Source organism: Sandaracinobacteroides hominis, assembly GCF_016464365.1.
Classification (GTDB): Bacteria; Pseudomonadota; Alphaproteobacteria; order Sphingomonadales; family Sphingomonadaceae; genus Sandaracinobacteroides; species Sandaracinobacteroides hominis.
The window spans coordinates 51,728-73,396 of record NZ_JADCUC010000009.1; the positions used below are offsets into that span (position 1 = coordinate 51,728).

16 protein-coding genes are annotated in these 21,669 nt (G+C 65.8%); 13 read left to right on the top strand and 3 right to left on the bottom strand.

Annotated features, from left to right (window positions below):
* Nucleotides 1-6: 6 nt before the first annotated feature.
* Nucleotides 7-4,068: a hypothetical protein gene (locus tag IM784_RS17490; protein ID WP_199556282.1), complete on the bottom strand. Its 4,062-nt coding sequence runs from the start codon at nt 4,066-4,068 to the stop codon at nt 7-9.
* A gap of 122 nt (nt 4,069-4,190) precedes the next feature.
* Here IM784_RS17490 and polA point away from each other — a divergent pair, with 122 nt between their 5' ends.
* The 7 genes from polA (at nt 4,191) to IM784_RS15630 (ending at nt 13,115) form a co-directional block, all read left to right on the top strand.
* Nucleotides 4,191-6,983: a DNA polymerase I gene (gene polA, locus IM784_RS15600; RefSeq protein WP_199556283.1), complete on the top strand. Its 2,793-nt coding sequence runs from the start codon at nt 4,191-4,193 to the stop codon at nt 6,981-6,983.
* Nucleotides 6,980-7,762 (top strand): YbaY family lipoprotein, encoded by a 783-nt coding sequence (locus IM784_RS15605; RefSeq protein ID WP_199556284.1) that lies wholly within the window; start codon nt 6,980-6,982, stop codon nt 7,760-7,762. The genes polA and IM784_RS15605 overlap by 4 nt, the downstream gene beginning before the upstream one ends.
* A gap of 75 nt (nt 7,763-7,837) precedes the next feature.
* Nucleotides 7,838-8,740: a tRNA pseudouridine(55) synthase TruB gene (truB, locus tag IM784_RS15610; protein WP_328799566.1), complete on the top strand. Its 903-nt coding sequence runs from the start codon at nt 7,838-7,840 to the stop codon at nt 8,738-8,740.
* Between the two features lie 10 nt (nt 8,741-8,750).
* Nucleotides 8,751-9,020, top strand: a complete 270-nt coding sequence (gene rpsO / locus IM784_RS15615; RefSeq protein ID WP_199556285.1) for a 30S ribosomal protein S15 — start codon at nt 8,751-8,753, stop codon at nt 9,018-9,020.
* Between the two features lie 179 nt (nt 9,021-9,199).
* On the top strand, nt 9,200-11,518 hold the full coding sequence (gene pnp / locus IM784_RS15620) for a polyribonucleotide nucleotidyltransferase (RefSeq protein ID WP_199556286.1): 2,319 nt from the start codon (nt 9,200-9,202) through the stop codon (nt 11,516-11,518).
* 50 nt (nt 11,519-11,568) lie between these two features.
* Nucleotides 11,569-12,468, top strand: a complete 900-nt coding sequence (locus IM784_RS15625; RefSeq protein ID WP_235977425.1) for a glycoside hydrolase family 16 protein — start codon at nt 11,569-11,571, stop codon at nt 12,466-12,468.
* Nucleotides 12,465-13,115 (top strand): glutathione S-transferase, encoded by a 651-nt coding sequence (locus IM784_RS15630; RefSeq protein ID WP_199556287.1) that lies wholly within the window; start codon nt 12,465-12,467, stop codon nt 13,113-13,115. The genes IM784_RS15625 and IM784_RS15630 overlap by 4 nt, the downstream gene beginning before the upstream one ends.
* Nucleotides 13,116-13,262: 147 nt before the next feature.
* Here the strand turns inward: IM784_RS15630 and IM784_RS15635 are convergent, their stop codons facing one another.
* Nucleotides 13,263-13,700 carry a cupin domain-containing protein gene (locus tag IM784_RS15635; RefSeq protein ID WP_199556288.1) on the bottom strand — a complete coding sequence of 146 codons (438 nt, stop codon included), beginning with the start codon at nt 13,698-13,700 and terminating at the stop codon, nt 13,263-13,265.
* A gap of 52 nt (nt 13,701-13,752) precedes the next feature.
* On the opposite strand from IM784_RS15635, the gene dapE reads away from it, so the two are divergent.
* Nucleotides 13,753-14,880 carry a succinyl-diaminopimelate desuccinylase gene (gene dapE / locus IM784_RS15640; protein WP_199556289.1) on the top strand — a complete coding sequence of 376 codons (1,128 nt, stop codon included), beginning with the start codon at nt 13,753-13,755 and terminating at the stop codon, nt 14,878-14,880.
* 261 nt (nt 14,881-15,141) lie between these two features.
* Here dapE and IM784_RS15645 read toward each other — a convergent pair whose 3' ends face one another.
* Nucleotides 15,142-16,296: a CaiB/BaiF CoA transferase family protein gene (locus tag IM784_RS15645; protein ID WP_199556290.1), complete on the bottom strand. Its 1,155-nt coding sequence runs from the start codon at nt 16,294-16,296 to the stop codon at nt 15,142-15,144.
* A 136-nt stretch (nt 16,297-16,432) separates the two neighbouring features.
* On the opposite strand from IM784_RS15645, the gene IM784_RS15650 reads away from it, so the two are divergent.
* The 5 genes from IM784_RS15650 (at nt 16,433) to IM784_RS15670 (ending at nt 21,467) form a co-directional block, all read left to right on the top strand.
* Nucleotides 16,433-17,599 carry an acyl-CoA dehydrogenase family protein gene (locus tag IM784_RS15650; RefSeq protein ID WP_199556291.1) on the top strand — a complete coding sequence of 389 codons (1,167 nt, stop codon included), beginning with the start codon at nt 16,433-16,435 and terminating at the stop codon, nt 17,597-17,599.
* Between the two features lie 119 nt (nt 17,600-17,718).
* Nucleotides 17,719-18,486: an enoyl-CoA hydratase/isomerase family protein gene (locus IM784_RS15655; RefSeq protein WP_199556292.1), complete on the top strand. Its 768-nt coding sequence runs from the start codon at nt 17,719-17,721 to the stop codon at nt 18,484-18,486.
* Nucleotides 18,487-18,571: 85 nt separating this feature from the next.
* Nucleotides 18,572-19,036, top strand: coding sequence for a PepSY domain-containing protein (locus IM784_RS15660; protein ID WP_199556293.1), 465 nt, complete (start codon nt 18,572-18,574; stop codon nt 19,034-19,036).
* Nucleotides 19,033-19,212 (top strand): hypothetical protein, encoded by a 180-nt coding sequence (locus IM784_RS15665; RefSeq protein WP_199556294.1) that lies wholly within the window; start codon nt 19,033-19,035, stop codon nt 19,210-19,212. Before IM784_RS15660 ends, IM784_RS15665 begins: the two co-directional genes overlap by 4 nt.
* Nucleotides 19,213-19,331: 119 nt before the next feature.
* On the top strand, nt 19,332-21,467 hold the full coding sequence (locus IM784_RS15670; protein ID WP_235977426.1) for a M3 family metallopeptidase: 2,136 nt from the start codon (nt 19,332-19,334) through the stop codon (nt 21,465-21,467).
* The last annotated feature ends 202 nt before the right edge of the window (nt 21,468-21,669 follow it).

Consider the following 21,669-nt stretch of genomic DNA (forward strand, 5'->3'; position numbering starts at 1 on the left):
GCAACCCTATCCAAAACTGCGTCGGAAGCCGCCGATCATGTTGAGGACTGCCGGACCTGCCGCGAGCAGCAGGGGGACGGTGGAGACGAAGCTGTTGGCGCCCTCGATCATCAGCAGCACGAAGAAGGCGATGAGGAGCGGCAGGACGAGGGTGAGCGGCGCCTTCAGCCGGGTCCAGAGGCCATCCGGCTGGCTTTCCTGCCACATCTTCAGGCGCTTGGGCTCTTCCACGTGGCGGACGAACTGGGCGAAGCTGCGGTTCATGATGCGCGGCACCGGATCGAGGACGACGATGCCGCGGCGGACGAGCGAGCGAAGGGCATAGGCCTCGGCGATGTTGACGAGCTGGCCGTGGGCGAAGCGGTAGATGAGGATCTGCTCGGCGCGGCTCGAGACCGACCAGAGATAGTGATAGTGCTCGATCAGCTGCGAGGCGAGGAAGTCGACGATCGCAGCCTCTGTCTGCAGATCGAGATTCTTCGTTTTCGCCCAGCTGACGATTTCGGCTGCCTGCAAGCCGATCGTGGTGTCGGGAATGATCGCCTGCACGACATGATCGGGGAGGTAGGCGAGCTCGTCGACGACGAGGCGGACGGCGGCGGTTTCCTTTTCCAGCTCCAGCCCGTCGGTGGGGCGCGGCGCGGCGCGATAGACATAGTTGGTGAACTGCTCGAGGATGCGGCTCCAGCGGATGTCCTCCGCGCTCTGCCAGCGGCTGCGCAGGGAATCTGCGTCGCTGGTTTCGCGGTGTTCGGACGATTGCAGGAAACGGTCGAGCGGGCTGAGATCGGCGAGCAGGCCGATGCGGCTGGCGCTGTCGTCTGGCTGCTTTCGCTGTTCGACGAGCAGCCGCTCTATCAGCGAGAGCGCCGTCTGTCGGCGGGCGCTGTCGCGGAAGAGCAGCTCGAAATCATAGAGCAGCAGCAGCGCCGGTGGCTTGGCGGCGGCCGGGAGCTTTACCTTGGCGGCGGCATCCGCCGATGCGGTGGCTTCGTAGAGATCATAGGCGTTGTCGGGGCCGGCGGCGGTTATCAGCGACTGGCGCACCCAGGAGGGCGCGCCGATGGCCATGAAGCAGGGGCGCACCGTTTCCATCTTCACGCGGCGCAGGAGGCCTCCTGTCTCCTCGAGGAAGCGGGGGTAATCGACCGCCTCCAGCGCGATGCCGAAGCCGAACAGCGAGCGGCCGACCGTGTGCACCGAGAGAAGGATGAGGCCGGCGAGGATGCCGGCAAAGAGCAGCAGGAAGACCATGGCCGGGGGATTGGGGTTGCCGCGCAGCTGGCCGCCAGCCGAAGCCCAGGCGACGCTGCCGTCGTCGTTCATGGCCAGCCGGCGCGCCTCTGCCGTGAGCGAGAAGGGAAGAGGAGGGTTGGCCTTCACTTCCGGCTGCGGGGCGGCCGGTATCGGCTTGTCGCGCCAGGCGGTGCGGAAGACGCGGGTGATGCTGGCCTGTTCGGCCGCGGCGCGCTGGTGGGCATTCTGGTCTGCGCGGGTCTGCGCAGCGGCGCCAAGGCTGCGGAAATGGCCGCGGGCGTCGGTTGCGAGCGCCAGCATCGGCGCGGCTGCCAGCAGCAGCAACAGCGTGAGCATCAGGTTGCGGAAGCGGCGTTCGGTGACTTCGCTGAGCGGCGCCGTGACCGGACTGACCGGCTTGTGCAGGTCATAGAGCAGCCAGATGCTGGCGGCGGCCGCGAGGAGAAGCGCAAGCTGGCCGAAGCCGATGAGGGCCAGCAGTAGGGCGAGGCCGCCGGCCGCCGCGCCGCCGATGGAAAGCCGGCGGTAGCTGTCGCGACGGGCTTCGTCTGGCCACAGCCAGGCGAGATTGCCGATGCCGATCCGGCGGCGCGCGGCATAGAGGCAGGCGATGGCGATGCCGCCGAGGAAGGCGAGGCCGAGCCAGATGATGGTGGCGTTGAGCGCGGCGCGGCCGGCTGCCCGGTCTGCCAGATCCTGGTCTGCGGCGCTGATCACCGCCCAGCGGGTGCAGGGAACGCGGGCGGCGGCGAGGATGCTGTCGGCGCCTTCGTAGCTGCCGGCGATCGGGCGGGCGTGGATCACGCCGGCCTTGCAGTCGGCCCCGGTCGGTTCGGTGGCGGCGAGCATGGCGAGGGAGTCGCGGGCGGCATCGTCGAGGCCGCTTTCCAGATACTCGACATGCGCCCTGCCCCGGCGCAAGTGGAAGATGACCGGCCAGTCCGGCTCGCCCAGATCGACGACGGCAAAGCTGCTGCCGGCCTCTGTCGCGGGGGAAATCATCGACGACATGACAAAGCTGAGCACCATCACCCGCGCTTCGCTTTCGGACTGGGCGGCGGCGGCACTGCAGAAATCGAGCCGGTCGGTCACCGCCTCGCGCACCCGCTCGGGCGCGGTGGCGGGCAGTTTCTCGGTGCCGGCGGCGGCCTCGTAGGCGGCGACGCTGGCGGCGACCGTCGCCGGGCGAACCGGCACGGCGACAACCGTCTTGGCGACGCCGTCGGGGCGGGAGCGGATCTGTTCGACGACGAAGCCGGAGGTGGGGCGGCAGGGGCCGGACATGGCGGTGGCGCCCAGGGCTGCGGAGCCGGGGTCTTCCTCGCCCACCAGCGCGCGGCGGAAATAGGCGCGGTCGGCGACATCGAAATCGGCACCGGGCTGGTCGCGGCGGGCGACGATCGGGGTATCGAGCGACTGGCGGCCGCGGCCGTCGAGGAAGAAGAAGGTGTTGGGCTGCGGCAGATCGGTGTTGCGGTCGGCGCTGCCGGTGATGATCCGGCCAGGGGTCGTGGCGCGGGCGGGATCGGGGCGCAGCAGCGCCAGTGTCGGGTTCATCGGCGCCTTCAGCTGTGCCGCGAGTTCCCCGTGCATGGCGCCGGCAAGCCTATCCGCCTGCACCACCATCGCCTGTCGCGCCGCCGAGCGGGCGGAAATCACATCCCAGGCGAGGATCAGGGCGGCGGCGGCAATGGCGGTTGCAAGGATCAGGCCGGCGAAGATGCCGGAGAGCTCCAGCCGGCGGATGCCATCGACCGGGCCGAGGAAGGCGAGCTTGATGACCGGGGTGAGCGCCAGCAGCATGGCCAGCGCCAGTGCGAAGGCCAGGGCTGCAGCGCCGGTGAAGTCGACGTCGAAGAGGCCTCCCCTGGCCGGCGCGATGCCGACGACGTAGAAATCGATGGTGCGGTCTGTCGCGGCGATGCTGACCGGGTAGAGATAGAGGCGATAGGGACGGCCGGCTATGCGGCTGTCCACGGGGACGAGGGCGTCGGGCGCGGATTGCTGGCCGAGCGCGCTGACGAGGTTGGCCGCCGAGCCTGTGGAATCGAGCTTGGCGGCGGCTTCGGCAATCTGCACGGTCTGGTCGCGGAGCCTTGGCAGTTCGTTGAGACTGCGGACGGGGATTTCCGGGCGACCGATCTGGGCGACCACTTTCAGCGGCGGCAGCTTGTCGTCGTCGGCGGTGACGGAGGCACCGTTGACGATCAGCACATGTTCGAAGCTGTCGGGCAGGCTGAGCACCGATTCCAGCGGAAGGTCGCGGATGGCATAGTAGATGGGTCCGCTGGTGCCGGCGGGCAGCACCTGCTGCTGCGCGACGACGCGGTTGTAATAGGGATCGGGGGTGGCGGGAGGCGCATCGAGCGCGACCCCGCGCACCGTCATCTTGCCATCGACGATATCGACGCAGCGGCTGGCGATGGAAGGCGTGCAGCCCTTTGCTTCCTTGTCGTCGTCCGCAGGGGGTTGCCCGGCCTGCGGCGGCGGGGCCGGGGCGGTGGTGGAATAGGTGATGGCGAAGCGGCCGATTTCGGGGTGATAGAGGCTGAGCCGGCCGCCGGAGCCGGCGTGGAAGAGGTTGGTCTTGGCGACCTGATGCGCGGTGTCGGGCCAGCTGCGGAAATTGGTGGCGACGATGGAGACCTCGCGGACGGCGCCCATGTCTCCGGAGCGGGTGCGGTTGCTGTCTGTCGCGTAGAGCCAGAAGGCTAGACCTGCCGCGATCAGCAGCACCATCAGGGTGATGAAGCGCAGCCATGCGGGCGTGCCCGCGACGGGAGTCGATGCTGCTTCGCCTGATTCCGCCAACGGCTTTCCCCCGGGCAGGCCCCCGCCCGCTGTTAGTGTTAACGAATTTCCGCCCGAACGCTGTTCAAGTCAAGCGAAGGCGGGGGCTGGGCGCTGGGCGGCGGCTGCGCTAGGGGTTCGAAATGGCCAATCCTCCGCATCTCTGGCTGATCGACGGCTCGGGTTTCATCTTTCGCGCCTATCATCGCCTGCCGCCGCTGACCGACCCGGAGGGGACGCCGGTGGGGGCTGTTTTCGGCTTTACCTCGATGCTGTGGAACCTGATCGAGGGGGCGCGGAAATCGCCTGAGGATGACTATCTGGCCGTGATACTCGATGCCGGGAAGCATAGTTTCCGGCATGATCTCTATGCCGACTACAAGGCGAACCGGCCCGATCCGCCGGAGGATCTGCTGCCGCAGTTTCCGCTGATCCGCGACGCCGTGAACGCCTTGGGCGTGCCCTGCATCGAGAAGGCGGATTTTGAGGCGGACGACCTGATCGCCTCTTATGCGGAGGCGGCGATTGCGGCGGGGATGGCCGTTACCATCGTTTCCTCGGACAAGGATCTGATGCAGCTGGTGCGGCCGGGGCTGACCCTGCTGGACACGATGCAGAACAAGCGCTTCGGCGAGGCCGAGGTGCAGGAGAAATGGGGGGTGCCGCCCACCGCGCTGCTGGAGGTGCTGGCACTGATGGGCGACAGTGTCGACAATGTGCCCGGCGTGCCGGGGGTTGGGCCGAAGACTGCCGCCGATCTGGTGAACCAGTTCGGGACGGTGGAAGGCGTGCTGGCGAACCTGGACCAGATCAAGCGGCCGAAGCTGCGGGAGAATCTGGAGATCCATGCCGAGGCGGCGCGGCTGTCGCGGGTGCTGGTGGATCTGAAGCGCGACATGCCCTTGGAGCCGCCGCTGGAGGCTTTGAAGCTGGAGGGCGGCGAGGACCGGGAGAAGCTGGCGGCGTTCCTCGCGAAACATGGATTCAGATCACTGCTGGCGAAGCTGGGGGATGTGGGGCGGTCGGCGGCCTCGACGATTGCAAAGCCGAAGGAAGAGCTGGAGGCGGATGCGCCGGCCGACGTGCCGTTCGACCTGGACAGCTATGAGACGGTGGTGACGCTGGAGCGGCTGCACTGGTGGCTGGATGAAGCGCGGCGCGTGGGTGTGGTCGCATTCGACACCGAGACGACGAGCCTGGATGCGATGCGGGCCGATCTGGTGGGTTTCTCGCTGGCGACCGCTGCCGGCAAGGCCTGCTATGTGCCGGTGGGGCATGTTTCGGGCACCGGGCTGCTGGCGGAGCCGGTGGAGCAGCTGTCTGTGGGGCTGGCGCTGGAGCCGTTGAAAGCACTTCTGGAAGACCCTGCCGTGCTGAAGGTGGGGCAGAATCTGAAGTATGACATGCTGGTGCTGGCCCGGCATGGAATCTCCATTGCGCCGTTCGACGATACGATGCTGCTGTCCTATGCGCTGGCGGGCGGGATGCCGGGCGGGCATGGGATGGACGAGCTGTCGCAGCGGCATCTGGGGCATACGCCGGTGCAGTTCGGCGAAGTGGCGGGACAGGGTAAAAGCTTCATCGGCTTTGCCGCCGTGGGCCTGCCGCAGGCGACCCGCTATGCAGCCGAGGATGCCGATGTGACGCTGCGGCTGTGGCAGAAGCTGAAGCCGCGGCTGTGGCGGGAGCAGGTGACGCGCCCCTATGAATGGTGCGACCGGCCGCTGGTGCCGGTGCTGGCGCGGATGGAGCGCGCCGGCGTGCAGGTGGACCGGGTGGAGCTGGCGCGGATGTCCGCCGAGTTTGCCGGCGAGATGGCGCGGCTGGAGGGCGAGGTGCATGGTCTCGCCGGGCAGCCCTTCACGCTGGGCAGCCCGAAGCAGCTGGGCGACATATTGTTCGAGAAGATGGGATTGCCGGGCGGGAAGAAGGGCAAATCCGGGCAATATTCGACCGACGTGACCGAGATGGAGCGGCTGGCCGGCGACGGTGTGGAGATTGCGCGGAAGATCCTGGACTGGCGGCAGGTTTCGAAGCTGCGCTCTACCTATACGGAAGCCTTGCAGCAGCAGATCAACCCGGAGACCGGGCGGGTGCACACCAGCTATTCGATGGCGGTGGCGTCTACCGGGCGGCTGGCTTCTACCGATCCGAACCTGCAGAATATTCCCATCCGCACCGAGATGGGGCGGCGGATTCGCGATGCCTTCGTGGCGGAGCCGGGGAATGTGATCCTGGCGGCGGACTATAACCAGATCGAGCTGCGGCTGATGGCGCATATCGCCGAGGTGCCGGAGCTGAAGGCGGCCTATGCGAACGGCGACGACATCCATGCGCTGACGGCGCGGCAGATTTTCGGGCTGGCACCGGACGCGCCGGTGGACCGGGATGCGCGCGGGCGGGCGAAGACGATCAACTTCTCGATCATCTATGGGATTTCCGCATTCGGGCTGGCGCAGCGGCTGGGGATCGGGCGGGGCGAGGCTGCCGATTTTATCGAGCGTTATCTGGACCGCTATCCGGGCATTCGCCGCTATATGGCGGAGACCGTGCACAAGGTGCGCGAGGATGCCTTCGTGACGACGCTGTATGGCCGGCGAATCCATGTGCCGATGATTCGATCCAAGGTGCAATCGGAGCGGGCCGGGGCCGAGCGGGCGGCGATCAATGCGCCTGTGCAGGGGACGGCGGCCGATATCATCAAGCGGGCGATGGTGCGGATGGACGACGCACTTGCGGAGGCCGGCTTGACGCGGACGCGGATGCTGCTTCAGGTGCACGATGAACTGGTGTTCGAGGTGGCCGAGGGGGAAATTGCCCGGGCATCCGAGGTCATCCGGGAAGTTATGGAATCTGCCGCTGGTCCGGCGCTTCAGCTGACTGTTCCGCTGGGGGTCGAGATCGGAACCGGGGCAAATTGGGGAGCCGCACATTGAAGCCTTTCGTTCTGCTTTCGCCTGCCCTGCTGATCGCGGCCTGCGCCACGGCGCAAACGGCACCGACACCGCCTGCGCCGCCGGCTGCGCCCGCTGCTCCGGCCGCGCCGATGGCGCCTGAGCCGCCCGTTGCCCCGGCCGCCGCGCCGGCCGGCCCGGCGCAGCAGGCGCCGGTGCTGCCGCTGCGCGCGCCCAAGACCTTCATCTGCTCGGATGGGCAGACGGGGACGATCGACCATGACGAGGCCGCCGGAATCCTGCGCGTGGTGCGCGACGGCGAGGTGCTGGCGCTGCAGGAGCTGGTGGGGACGACGCCGAAGCGCTTTGTGACCGGGGCCGATACTGTCGATCTGGACGGCAATACCGCGATCATCCGCCGGGGATTTGGCCGCAAGGCGCAGGCTGTGGCGACCTGCAAGCAGCTACCGGATGCGCCGGTGCGCGGAACGATCTGGGGCACGGTGAACAAGCTGGACCGGATGGCGCTGCCCAGCGGATCGAAGGTGAAGGTACTGCTGGTGGATGCCGCGCGCGCCGATGCGCCTGGCGTGGAGCTGGCGTCGATTTCGATCGTGACGCGCGGCAACCAGGTGCCGCTGAACTATCTGCTGACCTATCCGGAGAATCTGGAGCCCAAGCCGATGACCTATCGGCTGCAGGCGCGGATCGAGGCGCCGGACGGCAAGCTGATGTTTATCACCGACACCGCTACCTTCGTGCTGGAGTCGGAGAAGCCGCAGCCGCCGGTCGAGCTGATGGTTGTGCGGGCGGGCGGCTGAGCGGGCGTTTTGCCTTGAAACGCCGGGCGCAGCCCGCACGTGCGATTGCGCGCCCCAGCTGATGCGAGGACCTGCGTGGAACGCGAAACTGCACTGAACGGCTGGCTTGTCGTGGACAAGCCGGTGGGTCCGACGTCTGCGCAGGTGGTCGGCAAGCTGAAGTGGGCGCTCAGGAACGGCGGGCATGGGAAGCCGAAGATCGGGCATGGGGGGACTTTGGACCCGCTGGCCTCTGGCGTGTTGCCGATTGCACTGGGCGAGGCAACGAAGCTGGCGGGGTATCTGCTGAACGGGCCGAAGGCCTATCGGTTCACGCTGGCGTTCGGGGCGGCGACGGCGACCGACGATGCCGAGGGTGCGATTGTGGCAACCAGCGATGTGCGGCCCGATGCGGCGGCGATTGCGGCCGTGCTGCCGGCCTTCACCGGGCCGATCCGGCAGCGGCCGCCGGCCTATTCGGCGCTGAAGGTGGACGGAGAGCGCGCCTATGCCCTGGCGCGGGCCGGGGAGGCGGTGGAGCTGGCCGAGCGGGAGGTGACGATCCTGCAGCTGACATGCGAATCGGTGGAGGCTGACGCTGCGACCTTCCATGTGCGGTGTACGAAAGGCACCTATGTGCGGAGCCTGGCGCGGGATCTGGCGCTGGCTTTGGGCAGCGTGGGGCATGTTTCGGCGCTGAGGCGCACGGAAGCGGGGCCTTTCCGGCTGGAACAGGCGCTGAGCCTAGACAAATGCGTGGAAGTCGTGCATGGCCCCGCGCCTGAACAGGCCCTTTTGCCACTGACAGCCGGACTGGACGACATCCCGGTCCTGACTGTCGACCCTCAGGAAGCTGCCGCGCTGAAGCAAGGGCGACGCATTCTGAGGCCCCGCGTAAAGCCCGGCCAATATATCGCAACCCTCGGGCCTGTTCCGGTTGCGCTGGTGGAGGTTTTGCAAGGCGATGTGAAAGTCGTGAGGGGATTCAACCTGCTGTAGGAGATCCACGATGTCGATCACTGTTGAGCAAAAAGCCGCTGTTATTGCCGAACACGCCCGCGAAGCCGGCGACACCGGCAGCCCGGAAGTCCAGGTCGCCATCCTGACCGCGCGCATCCAGAATCTGACCGAGCACTTCAAGACCCACGCGAAGGACAACCACTCGCGCCGCGGCCTGCTGATGCTGGTGAACAACCGCCGCTCGCTTCTCGATTATCTGAAGCGCAAGGACGCTTCGCGCTATCAGGCGCTGATCGCCAAGCTGGGCCTGCGCAAGTAATTCCGAAAGGGCGCCCCGAAAGGGCGCCCTTCCTGTAACCGGCCCGGCGTATCCGGGACTTTGGCGCATGAGCGCCGCCCTGCCGAGGCGGGGCATTACCGAGAGGCCCTGAATGGTTTGGGGCCCTCACGTCCGAACCGCCTCTGGCATTGGGGTCAGAGGCATGGAGAGTGCATCTGATGTTTACTATTGCCAAGCAATCCATCGAGTGGGGCGGCCGCACGCTGACCCTCGAAACGGGCAAGGTTGCCCGCCAGGCCGACGGCGCCGTCATGGCGACCTACGGCGAGACCGTGGTGCTGTGCGCCGTGACCGCAGCCAAGAGCGTAAAGGAAGGCCAGGACTTCTTTCCGCTGACCGTCCACTATCAGGAGAAGTTCTCTGCTGCGGGTCGCATCCCCGGCGGCTTCTTCAAGCGCGAGCGTGGTGCGACCGAGCATGAAACGCTGACCAGCCGCCTGATCGACCGCCCTGTGCGGCCGCTGTTCCCGGAAGGCTTCTATAACGAAGTCAACGTGATCGCGCAGGTTCTCTCCTATGATGGCGAGAATGAAGCCGACATCGTGGCGATGATCGCTGCCTCTGCGGCGCTGACGCTGTCGGGCGTGCCCTTCATGGGCCCGATCGCCGCTGCCCGCGTTGGCTTTGCCGATGGCGAATATCAGCTGAACCCCTCCAAGGAGCAGCTGAAGGAAGGCCGCCTCGATCTCGTCGTCGCCGGTACGCATGATGCGGTGATGATGGTCGAATCCGAAGCCAAGGAGCTTTCGGAAGACGAGATGCTGGGCGCGGTGATGTTTGCGCATCGCTCGATCCAGCCGGTGATCAACGCGATCATTGGCCTGGCTGAAAAGGCCGCCAAGGAGCCGTGGGAACTGAAGATCGCGGACGACAGCGACATGCTGGCCAACATCCGCGCCACCGTGGGCGCCGACATCGCTGCTGCCTACAAGATCACGCAGAAGTCCGCCCGCGTGGCTGCCCTGGCGGATGCGAAGGCAAAGGCGAAGCCGCTCTATGCCGATGCCGACAGCGCAACGCAGCAGAAGGCCGGCAAGCTCTTCAAGAAGCTGGAAGGCGAAATCGTCCGTGGCGCGATCCTGAAGGACGGCAGCCGCATCGACGGCCGCGACACCAAGACCATCCGTCCGATCCTGGGCGAAGTCGGCTTCCTGCCGCGCACCCATGGTTCGGCGCTGTTCACCCGCGGTGAAACGCAGGCGATCGTCACCACGACGCTGGGCACGGCCGACGCCGAGCAGATGATCGATGGCCTGGACGGGCTGAAGTATGAGCGCTTCATGCTGCACTACAACTTCCCGCCCTATTCGGTCGGCGAAGTGGGCCGCTTCGGCGCCCCCGGTCGTCGGGAAGTGGGCCATGGCAAGCTGGCCTGGCGCGCCATCCACCCGATGCTGCCGTCGAAGGAAGAGTTCCCCTATACCATCCGCCTGCTGTCGGACATCACCGAGTCGAACGGCTCGTCTTCGATGGCGACGGTCTGCGGCGGTTCGCTGGCGCTGATGGATGCGGGCGTTCCGCTGAAGCGTCCGGTGGCTGGCATCGCCATGGGCCTGATCCTGGAAGGCAAGGATTTTGCGGTTCTGTCGGACATTCTGGGTGATGAAGATCATCTGGGCGACATGGACTTCAAGGTGGCCGGCACCAGCGAAGGCATCACCAGCCTGCAGATGGACATCAAGATCGCCGGGATCACCGAAGAGATCATGAAGGTGGCCCTTGCGCAGGCGAAGGATGGCCGCGCACACATCCTGGGTGAAATGGCCAAGGCCATCACCGAGGTCCGCACGGAAATGTCGGCGCATGCGCCGCGCATCGAAACGATGAGCGTGCCCAAGGACAAGATCCGCGACATCATCGGCACCGGCGGCAAGGTGATCCGCGAGATCGTCGCCACGACCGGCGCCAAGGTGGACATCGAGGACGACGGCACGGTGAAGATCGCGTCGGCCGATCCGGAGAAGATCCAGGCCGCGCGCGACTGGATCAACGGCATCATCCAGGAGCCGGAAGTCGGCAAGATCTACACCGGCAAGGTTGTGGGCATGCCCGAGTTCGGCGCGTTCGTGAACTTCATGGGGGCCAAGGACGGCCTCGTCCACATCTCGGAAATCAAGAACGAGCGCGTGGCGAACGTGAAGGAAGTGCTGACCGAAGGCCAGACCGTCAAGGTGAAGGTGATCGGCATCGACGATCGCGGCAAGGTGAAGCTGTCGATGCGTCTGGTCGATCAGGACACCGGCGAAGAGCTGCCCGATACCCGCCCGGCACGCGAGCCGCGGGAAGGTGGCGACCGAGAGCGTTCCGATCGTGGCCCGCGCCGCGATGGCGACCGGGGTCCGCGCCGGGATGGTGGACGTGACGGCGGCCGTGACCGTGGCCCCCGCCGCGACGGCGGCAATCGGGAACGCCGCGAGCGGGAACCGGAAGGCGGCGACGCGCCGCTGCCGGCCTTCCTGACCGGGAACGACGACTAAGGGAAAGGGGGCCGGTTTCGGCCCCCTTTTCTTTTGGGCTGGATGGCCCGATGAACGTCGCAACGGCTTCCGGGGAGGTTGCGATGAAGTTCGGCTTGTTGGCTGCCGTAGTGCTGGGGTCTGCGGTGCAGGCTCAGGTGACGCTTGGGCCCGGCACTGGCTATCGGATTGATGAGCCTATGCCGCGGCCGGCTGAGGCCAAGCTGGTGTGGGCGGACGAGTTTGAGGGGCCGGCGCTGGATACGGGCAAGTGGGCCTATGAGACGGCCTTCAACAAGCCCGGCTGGTTCAATGACGAGAAGCAGTATTATGCCGCCGAGCGTTCGAAGAATGTGCGGATCGAGGGCGGCAAGCTGGTGCTGGAGGCGCATCGGGAGTCTACCGCGAATTTCCCGGATAGCGGCGGGCAGGCCTATACGTCGGGGCGGCTGACGACCGCCGGGCTGCACAGCTGGACCTATGGCTATTATGAAATCCGGGCGAAGCTGCCCTGTGCGCGGGGGACGTGGCCGGCGATCTGGATGATGCCGGCGACCAAGTCCCAATGGCCCGAGGGCGGCGAGATCGACATCATGGAGCATGTGGGGATGGACCCGCGCATCATCCATGCGAACTTGCACACCGGGCTGTTCAACCATGCCAAGGGGACGCAGCGTGGGGCCTCCGTGCCGCTGCCAACGGCCTGCGACGCTTTCCACGACTATCAGATGGACTGGCGGCCCGGATCGATCACCATCGGTATCGACGGCACGGCCTTCTTCCGGGTGCTGGACAACCAGCCCGGCGGCAAGGGCGCCTGGCCGTTCGAGGCGCCGTTCCATCTGATCCTGAACCTGGCCATGGGCGGCAACTGGGCCGGGCAGAAGGGGATCGACGACGAGGCCTTGCCGCAGCGCATGGAAGTGGACCATGTGCGCGTCTGGCAGACCAAAGCGGAGGCATCGAAGTGAAGCTCTATATCGCGAACCGTCGCTATTCCTCCTGGTCGCTGCGGGGGTGGCTGGCTGCGAAGCAGTCCGGCCTGCCCTTTGAAGAGGTGATGGTGGACATCTATGCCGACGGCTGGGCGGCGCAGAAGACCGAGGGCGTGTTTGGCGAGGGCAACAGCCGCGTGCCGATCCTGGAGGATGATGGCGCGGTCGTGTGGAACGCGCTGGCCATCATCGACTGGCTGGACCGGAAATCCGGGGGCACGAAATTCTGGCCCACGGAGCCGAAGGCGCGGGCCTTTGCGACCTCCATTGCGGCGGAGATGCAGGCCGGCTTCCTGCCGCTGCGGCAGAATTGCCCGATGAACTGCATGCGGCATTATCCGGGCTGGACGGTGGCCCCCGATGCGGAGGCCGATGTGGCGCGGATCGACTGGCTGTGGCGCACCGCCATCGAGCGGTTCGGGGGGCCCTGGCTGGGCGGGGCCGAATGGGGAGGGGCCGATATCCTGTTCTCCGCCGTGGTGAGCCGGCTGACGACCTATGATGTGAAGCTGAGCCCGCTCTCTGACGCGTATCGGGCGCGGGCGATCGCACATCCGCTGGTGGCGGAGTGGATCGCGGCGGCGGCGGATGAGACGCGGTTGTTGCCGCACTATGAGTTTTAGGTTTTTTGCCTCCGGCGGGCAGGGCTCTGCCCTGCACCCGGCAGGGAAATGATTTCCCTGCACCCTCGGAATGGGTTCCGGATCGCATAGTTTGGCGCGGCGAAGATATTCGGATGCCTGCGGCGCAGGTTGGAAACTCTGCTGCCGTTAGAGCGTGAAACGGTATCCGCGGCGGTCCAGCACCAGGCCGATATCGGGGTAGGTGCAGACGTCGATTTCGGGATTGTTGGGGCCGATGGCGAGGAATGTTGCCGGCTCGGCGGAGCGATTTTGCAGGTGATGACCGTTGGCTTCGCCGGCCTTGAAGGTGGCGATGTGGCCGGCGGTGAGGATGGCTTCGCCGTCGTCCTCGACCAGCACCAGCTCCCCGGAGAGCACCACCACCATCTCGTCTTCGGCGGAGTGCCAGTGGCGCTGGCTGGACCAGGCGCCGGGGGTGAGGGTGCAGAGGTTGGCGCCGAACTGCGAGAGGCCGACTGCCTCTGCAATGTCGAGCCAGCTGCGTCCTTCGACGGCGCGGTCGTGCGGCGGCGGGTAGCTCGTCCGCGCGATGACCGTGAGCGATTCGAGATCGACCTTCGGCATGCGCGCAAGGTGCCCGCTTGCGGGGCGCGCGGCAAGATGTCAGCAGAGGCCCATGGACCCGATCTTTCTTGCCCAGGCGCTGGTGCGCTGCCCCTCCGTCACCCCTGCCGACGCGGGGGCAATGGACGTGTTGCAGCAGGCGCTGGAGAAGCTGGGCTTCACCGTGACGCGGCTGACCTTTGGCGAAGAGCCGGACGGGCCTATCGAGAATCTGTTTGCCACCATCGGCTCGGGTGGGCCGCATTTCGCCTTTGCCGGGCATACCGATGTGGTGCCGGAAGGTTCGGGCTGGTCGGTGAATCCCTTCTCCGCCGGCATCCACGACGGGCAGCTGGTGGGGCGCGGTATCGCCGACATGAAGGGGGCGATCGCGGCGATGGTGTTTGCCGCCGCCGCGCATGTGGAGCGTGGCAGCCCGGGGACGCTCAGCTTTATCATTACCGGCGACGAGGAAGGGCCGGCGACCTATGGCACCGACCGGATTCTGGAGTGGATGGAGGAGCGCGGCATCCGGCCCGACATGTGTCTGGTGGGCGAGCCGACCTCTGTGCAGAAGCTGGGCGATTGCATGAAGATCGGCCGGCGCGGCAGCCTGAACGCCTGGATTTCGGTGCTGGGGGCGCAGGGGCATGTTGCCTATCCGGATCGCGCCGACAACCCGATCCGGCGGCTGGTGCCGGCGCTCAACGAGCTGCAGGCGCGGGTGCTGGATACCGGGAATGACTGGTTTACCGCCTCCAATCTGGAAATCACCGACCTGGAGGTGGGCAACCCGGCGACGAACGTGATCCCGGCAGTGGCGAAGGCGCGGCTGAACATCCGTTTCAACGACATGCACAAGGGCCCGGAACTGGCGGCGTGGATCGAGGAAGTGATCGCGCGGCATGCGCCGAACGCGGACGTGAAGATCCGGATTTCGGGCGAGGCGTTCCTGACGGAGCCGGGGGTGCTTTCTGCGTTGGTAAGCGCTGCTGTTGAGGCGGAGACCGGGCGGGTGCCGGAACTGAGCACTACGGGCGGGACATCGGACGCGCGGTTTATCCGGCGGTTGTGCCCGGTGGTGGAATTCGGCCTGCCGGGGATGTCGATGCACAAGGTGGATGAGCAGGCGAGCGTTGCCGACATCGAGGCGTTGGGGCGGATTTACGATCGGTTGCTGCGGGCTGTTTTTGCGGGGTGATTTGTGAACCAAGGGCTCTGCCCTTGGGACCCGGAAGGGGCTTTGGCCCCTTCACCCCGTTTGTTTTTGGGTGAGGCGGTGAGGCCGTTTTCTTTGCGCCGCAGGCAGTTGGTTGATTGCCTGCGGCGCTGGGTTGTGCGTGCTCGAACCTGGGTGGCGGCTGCGGCTGGAGGTCCCAGCTTTCGCTGGGACGACGATTGGTATCGGGGTGCAGGGGACAGATTCCCCTGCCGGGTCCGGGCAGAGCCCGGCCGCCGGAGGCTAGCGCAGACCGATTTCTTTCAGCACCTCATCCGTATGCGCGCCAAGCTCGGGTGCCGGGCCGGTGATGTGGCCCGGGGATCGGGAGAACCAGTTGGGGATTCCGGGGAAGCGGAGTTTGCCGTGCGGCGAGTCCACTTCCTGGAAGAAGCCGACGGCGTTGAGGTGGGGGTTGTCGAAGAGCTCGGCTGGGGTGCGCAGCGGCGCGCAGGGGATGTTGAGTTCGCGGAGCAGCTTCAGCCATTCGTCGGTGGTGCGTTGGCGGAAGGTTTCGCCGAGCAGGGAGTAGACTTCGTTGACGCGTTTGGCGCGTTGTTCGAGGCGGGCGAATTCGTCGCTGGCCCATGCGGGTTGGACGGCGTTGATGAAGGTGGCCCAGTGCTTGTCGTTGTAGATGAGGGCGGAGATCTGGCCGTCTTTCGTCTGGTAGGGCTTGCGGTTGGGGGAGACAACGCGGGGGTAGAAGGCCTCGCCCAACGGAGGGTCGAAGAGGGCGCCGTTGGCGTGTTCGACGAGCATGAAGGCGGCCATGGTTTCGAACATGCCGATTTCGACTTCCTGGCCTTCGCCGGTGCGTTCGCGGTGGAAGAGGGCCATCACCGTTGAATAGAGGCAGGTGAGGCCGGCGACCTTGTCGGCCATGATGGTGCCGATGAAATCGGCCTGCCCGGTGAGCATCTGCTGCACGGCGGGGAGGCCGCATTCGGCCTGGATGGTGTCGTCGTAGGCGGGGAGGTCTGCATCCGGGCCGCGGCGGCCATAGCCGTAGCAGTTGGTGTAGACGATGGAGGGATTGATGGCGGCGACGTCTTCGTAAGCGAAGCCGAGGCGGGCGATGGCCTTGGAGCGCATCGAGTGGATGAAGACGTCTGCTGTGCGGATCAGCTCGGTGAGGGCGGCCTTGCCTTCGGGGGTGCGCAGATCGAGGACGATGCTGCGCTTGCCGCGGTTCACATTGACGAAGATGCCGCCCATGCCGGGGGCGGGGCCGACGGAGATGTAGCGGGTGTCGTCGCCGGCGGGGGCCTCCACCTTGATGACGTCGGCGCCCATGTCGGCCATGATCTGCGTGGCATAGGGGCCCATCACCATGGCCGTCAGATCGACGATCCTGATCCCGGCGAGCGGCCCTTTGCGTGTGTTCGATTCCGGCATTCAAATCCTCCTCAGCCTTTGCGCCTAGTGGATAGGATTATTGAAATCCAGCGATGTTGTCCGGACAAATTCGAGTTGGCATATTGGGCGGCGGCTGCTAGCCGCGAGCGAAGAGATGGGATGGGATGGAAGCGCCATGGATTTTGCCTTTACCGACGACCAGCAGAACATCCGCGAGGCGGTGTTGAAGCTGTGCGCGCAGTTCAGCGATGACTATTGGCTGGAGCGCGACCGGGACGAGGTGTTTCCGCGCGATTTCCACACGGCGATGGCGGAGGCCGGCTGGCTGGGGATTGCCATGCCGGAGGCAGTTGGCGGTGCCGGGCTGGGAATCACCGAAGCGGCGATCATGATGCAGGCGGTGGCCGAGGCTGGCGGCGGGATGACGGCTGCGTCTGCCGTGCACGGGCCTGTTTTCAGCATGCAGCCGGTGATCCTGTTCGGCACCCAGGAGCAGCAGAAGCGGATGATCCCCCCTATCCTGACCGGCGAGCATACCATGTGCTTTGCGGTGACGGAGCCGAACACGGGGCTGGACACGACGAAGCTGAAGACCCGCGCGGAGAAGGTGGAGGGTGGATACCGGATCACCGGCGAGAAGATCTGGATCTCGGTGGCGCAGGCGGCGAACAAGATGATGATCCTGGCGCGTACGACGCCGCTGGACCAGGTGAAGAAGAAGACCGAGGGGCTTTCGCTTTTCTACACGGATTTCGATCGCTCGAAGATCGAGGCGCGGGTGATCCACAAGATCGGCCGGCATTCGGTCGATTCGAACATGCTGTTCATTTCCGACCTGTTTGTGCCCGAAGAGGATCGGATTGGCGGCGAGGGGGATGGGTTCAAGATCATCCTGCATGGCCTCAATCCGGAGCGGATTTTGCTGGCGGCTGAGGCGATTGGAATTGGCCGGGCGGCTGTGCGGCGCTCGGCGCGTTATGCGCGGGAGCGGATCGTCTTCGATCGGCCGATCGGGATGAACCAGGGCATCCAGCATCCGCTGGCGAAATGCTGGGCGCAGCTGGAGGCCGCCAACCTGATGGTGATGAAGGCGGCGCAGCTGTTTGACCAGCGCCAGGAGTGTGGCGTGGAGGCGAATGCCGGCAAGTATCTGGCCGGCGAGTTCGGATTCGAGGCTTGCCACACGGCGATGCTGTCGATGGGCGGCATGGGGCTGGCGCAGGAATATCATGTGGAGCGCTATGTGCGGGAGGCAGCGATCCTGCGGACGGTGCCGGTGAGCCCGCATATGATCCTGAATTTCATTGCCGAGAAGGTGCTGGAGCTGCCCCGGTCCTACTGAGGAATTTTCCCGTCGAGGGTATGCGTGTGAAGATGCGGTGGCGTGGAGGCGGGGGGCGCATCCGGACTTCCGCGATCAGCTGACCCGTGTGGCGCACGATATTGCGAGGAGGGATATTGATGAGCGACGCAGTGCTGTTCGAGGGGCGCGGCGATGGCATCGCCATCCTCACCATCAACCGGCCCGAGACGCGCAATGCGCTGACGGCCGATGTGCGCGCCGGGCTGTTTGCGGCGTGGGAGCGGTTTGAGCGGGACCCGGCGCTTCGCATCGCCATCCTGACCGGGTCTGGCGACAAGGCCTTTTGTGCGGGGGGTGATCTGAAGGACATGGTGGAGCGCGGGCTGCGGGTGCCGCCGCGCGACATGTTCCCGGTGCCATATGATTCGATCGAGCTGTCGAAGCCGACCATTGCGGCGGTGAACGGGGTGGCCTTTGCCGGTGGCTGGATGATCGCGCAGGCCTGCGACCTGTGTGTGGCGAGCACATCGGCGCGCTTTGCCGTGACCGAGGTGAAGGTGGGGCGGAGTTCGCCCTGGGCGGCGCCGCTGATCCACATGATCCCGCAACGGATCATGATGGAGATCCTGCTGACGGGGAAGCCGATCACGGCGGAACGGGCATATGAGATCGGGCTGGTGAACCGGGTGGTGGAGCCGGCGCAGTTGATGGCGTCGGCGCTGGAGCTTGCGGCCGATGTGCTGGACGGGGCGCCCTTGTCGGTGAAGGCGGCGCGCGACACGGTGATGCTGTCGACGGAGATGGGGCGTTCGGCGGCATTGCAGGCGGCGCGGGCGGCTTCGGAATATTGCTATAGCAGCGCAGATGCGCAGGAAGGGCCCCGGGCCTTTGCCGAAAAGCGGCGGCCGGTCTGGCGCGGCGAATAGCCTGCTGCGCGTGACTTGAACCTGACCGTCGCGGGGTCTATCGGCCCGCGATAATGAATTTCAATAACGCCCGGAACCTTGCCGCATGACCCGCGCCTCGACCGCGGCCTGGGCGTTCGTCCACAAATGGTCGAGCCTGATCTGCACGTTGTTTCTGCTGATGCTGTGTATCACCGGGCTGCCGCTGATCTTTCATGAGGAGATCGATGCGCTGACGGTAGATCCGCTGCAGCTGGCGAAGAATGCGCCGCCTTCATCGCACGGCGGGCTGCCGCTGGACGTGATGGTGAAGAAGGCAACCGATGCCCGGCCGGGCGAGGTGCCGGTGTTCATGGCCTTTGACAACGACCAGCCTCTGATGACGGTGACGACGGCGCCACGGCCGGATTCACCAGAAGGGGAGATGACGGTGCAGCTGTTCGATCGCTCCACCGGGCTGGCGGTGGGGGCGGAGGACGGTAGCGGGTTGATGCACTTCATCCTGCAGCTGCACACCGACATGTTTCTGGGGTTGCCGGGGATGCTGTTTCTGGGGCTGATGGCCGAATGAGCCGACGCCGCAGGTTGCGCGAGGTTTTTGCCATGCCACTGCTGATCGCGGCAGCGAGCCTGTTCGGGCTGGTTGCGGCGCTGACCGGGGATGGATTGCGCGATGTGGTGGCGTGGATCGCGCTGGCGGTACCGGTGGTGGCCGTTGGCTGGGCGATGGTGGCGCGGCGGAGCTGAAACGCGGGCCGGGCAAATCGGCCACAACCGGGGCAAATCTGGCAGAATCGGCGAGCCGAACTGGACTCCTGCCGCCGATTTGGCTTGAACGCCGCCATGACCCCATTGGGAGACAGAATTTGCGATTTGTTGACACAGTTTCCTTTGCGGCTGTCGCCGCCGCGCTTGTTGCGACCGGCACGATGACCCTTTCCGCGCAGCCAGCCCATGCGCAGGCGGCGGCACCTCTTTCGGCAAACCCGCTGATCGGGCCGTGGAACACCCCCGACGCGGTGCCGCCCTATGACCGCATCAAGCCGGCGCATTATGCCCCGGCCTTTGACGAAGGCATGCGGCTGGCGCGCAAGGATCTGGACGCGATTGCCAACAACAAGGCGGCGCCGACCTTCCAGAACACCATCGAGGCGATGGAGCGATCGGGTGAGCTGCTGACGCGCACCGCGAACGCCTTCTTCAACCTGACCGGGAGCGACGGCACGCCGGAGATTCAGGCGGTCGAAACCGAAGTCGGGCCGAAACTGGCGCGCTTCCAGAGCCAGACCTACCTCGACAAGAAGCTGTTTGGGCGGATCGACGCGCTCTATCAGAAGCGCGAGGCGCTGGGGCTGACCGAGGAGCAGGCCCGGCTGCTGGAAGTCACCTGGAAGAGTTTCATGCGCTCTGGTGCGGCCCTGCCCGACGCGCAGCGCACCCGGCTGGCCGCCATCGACGAGCAGCTGGCGAAGCTGAACACCGAGTTCGGGCAGAAGGTGGTGGCCGACCAGAAGGCCGGCGACACGCTGCTGAGCGCCGCGGAAATGGCCGGCATGCCCGACAGCTTCCGGGCGGCGGCAGCGGACCGTGCCGGCAAGGCCGGGAAGCCGGGTATGTTCCTGGTCGGTGCCACGCGCTCCGACTTCGAGCCGTTCATGACGCAGGCGACCAACCGCGCCGCCCGCGAAAAGGTGTTCCATGCGTTCGACGAGCGCGGGAGCAACGCCAACGCCAACAACACCGGCGACACCATCAAGCAGATGGTGTCGCTGCGACTGGAGCGGGCGAAGCTGCTGGGCTTCAAGAGCCATGCCGATTTCCAGCTGGCGAACTCGATGGCGGAAACGCCGGAAGCTGCGCAGGCGCTGATGGATCAGGTCTATCAGGCGGGGCTGGCACAGGCGAAGAAGGAAGAAGCCGACCTGCAGAAGCTGGCGACGGCTGACGGCATCAGCAAGCTGGAGCCGTGGGACTGGCGCTTCTACTCGGAGAAGGTGCGCAAGGCGCGCTATGACCTGGATGAGAACCAGCTGAAACCCTATCTGCCGATGGAAGGCATTTTCGGCGGGCTGAAGGAAACGACCGAGCGGCTGTTCGGGCTGAAGCTGGTGGAGCGGACCGACATTCCGACCTGGAACACCGGCATCCGCACCTTTGACGTATTCGAGGCCGACGGCCGCCGCGTAGGGCTGTTCTATGCTGACTGGTTTACCCGCGACACCAAGCAGCCGGGCGCCTGGATGAACGAGATCCGCACCCAGAACGGGCTGGAAAACAGGAAGCCCCAGGTGGTCAACAACATGAACGTCACCCCGCCGGCGAAGGGGCAAGTGGCGCTGGTTTCCTATGACGACGCGGAAACCATGTTCCACGAGTTTGGCCATGCGCTGCACGGGCTGCTGTCTGCCACGCGCTATCCCTCTTTGGCCGGCACTGCCGTCTATCGCGACTATGTGGAGTTCCCCAGCCAGGTCTATGAACACTGGGTGTCGGATCGCGGCATACTGGAGCGGCATGCCCGCAACGCCAAGGGCGAACCCATGCCGCCGCAGCTGCTGGATGCGCTGATGAAGGCGCGCAACTTCAACCAGGGCTTCATGACGGTGCAGCAGCTTTCGTCGGCCATTGTCGACATGGAGCTGCATCGGCTGGAGAGCATTCCGGCCGATTTCGACGCGGTGAAGTTCGAAAAGGCGACGCTGGCGAAATATGGCGTGCCGGAAGCCGTGGGCATGCGCCACCGGCTGTCACACTTCACCCACCTGTTCTCCGGCGGCTACTCGGCCGGATACTATGCCTATACCTGGGCGGAAGTGCTGGAAGCCGACGCCTTTGCGAAATGGCAGGAAAGCGGGGATATCTGGAACAAGGATATCGCGGCCAGCTATCGGAAAAACATCCTGCAGACGGGGAACAGCCGCCCGCCGCAGGAGAGCTTCATTGCCTTCCGCGGGCGGTTGCCGACCCCGGATGCGTTGCTGAAGAACCGTGGGCTGAAGTGAGTTGAGAAGCAGGGGGCTCTGCCCCCTGCACCCTCAACAGCTTTGGTTGGCGCGCGATCTGTGCGCAGGATTGCGCCGCAGGCATCTGATTGCCTGCGGCGCCTTGTTGTGCGGGCTAAAACGCTGCTGCCTGAGGTCCCGGCTTCCGCTGGGACGACGTTGAGTATCGGGATCCACTGTCGGCGTGCAGGGGATAGATTCC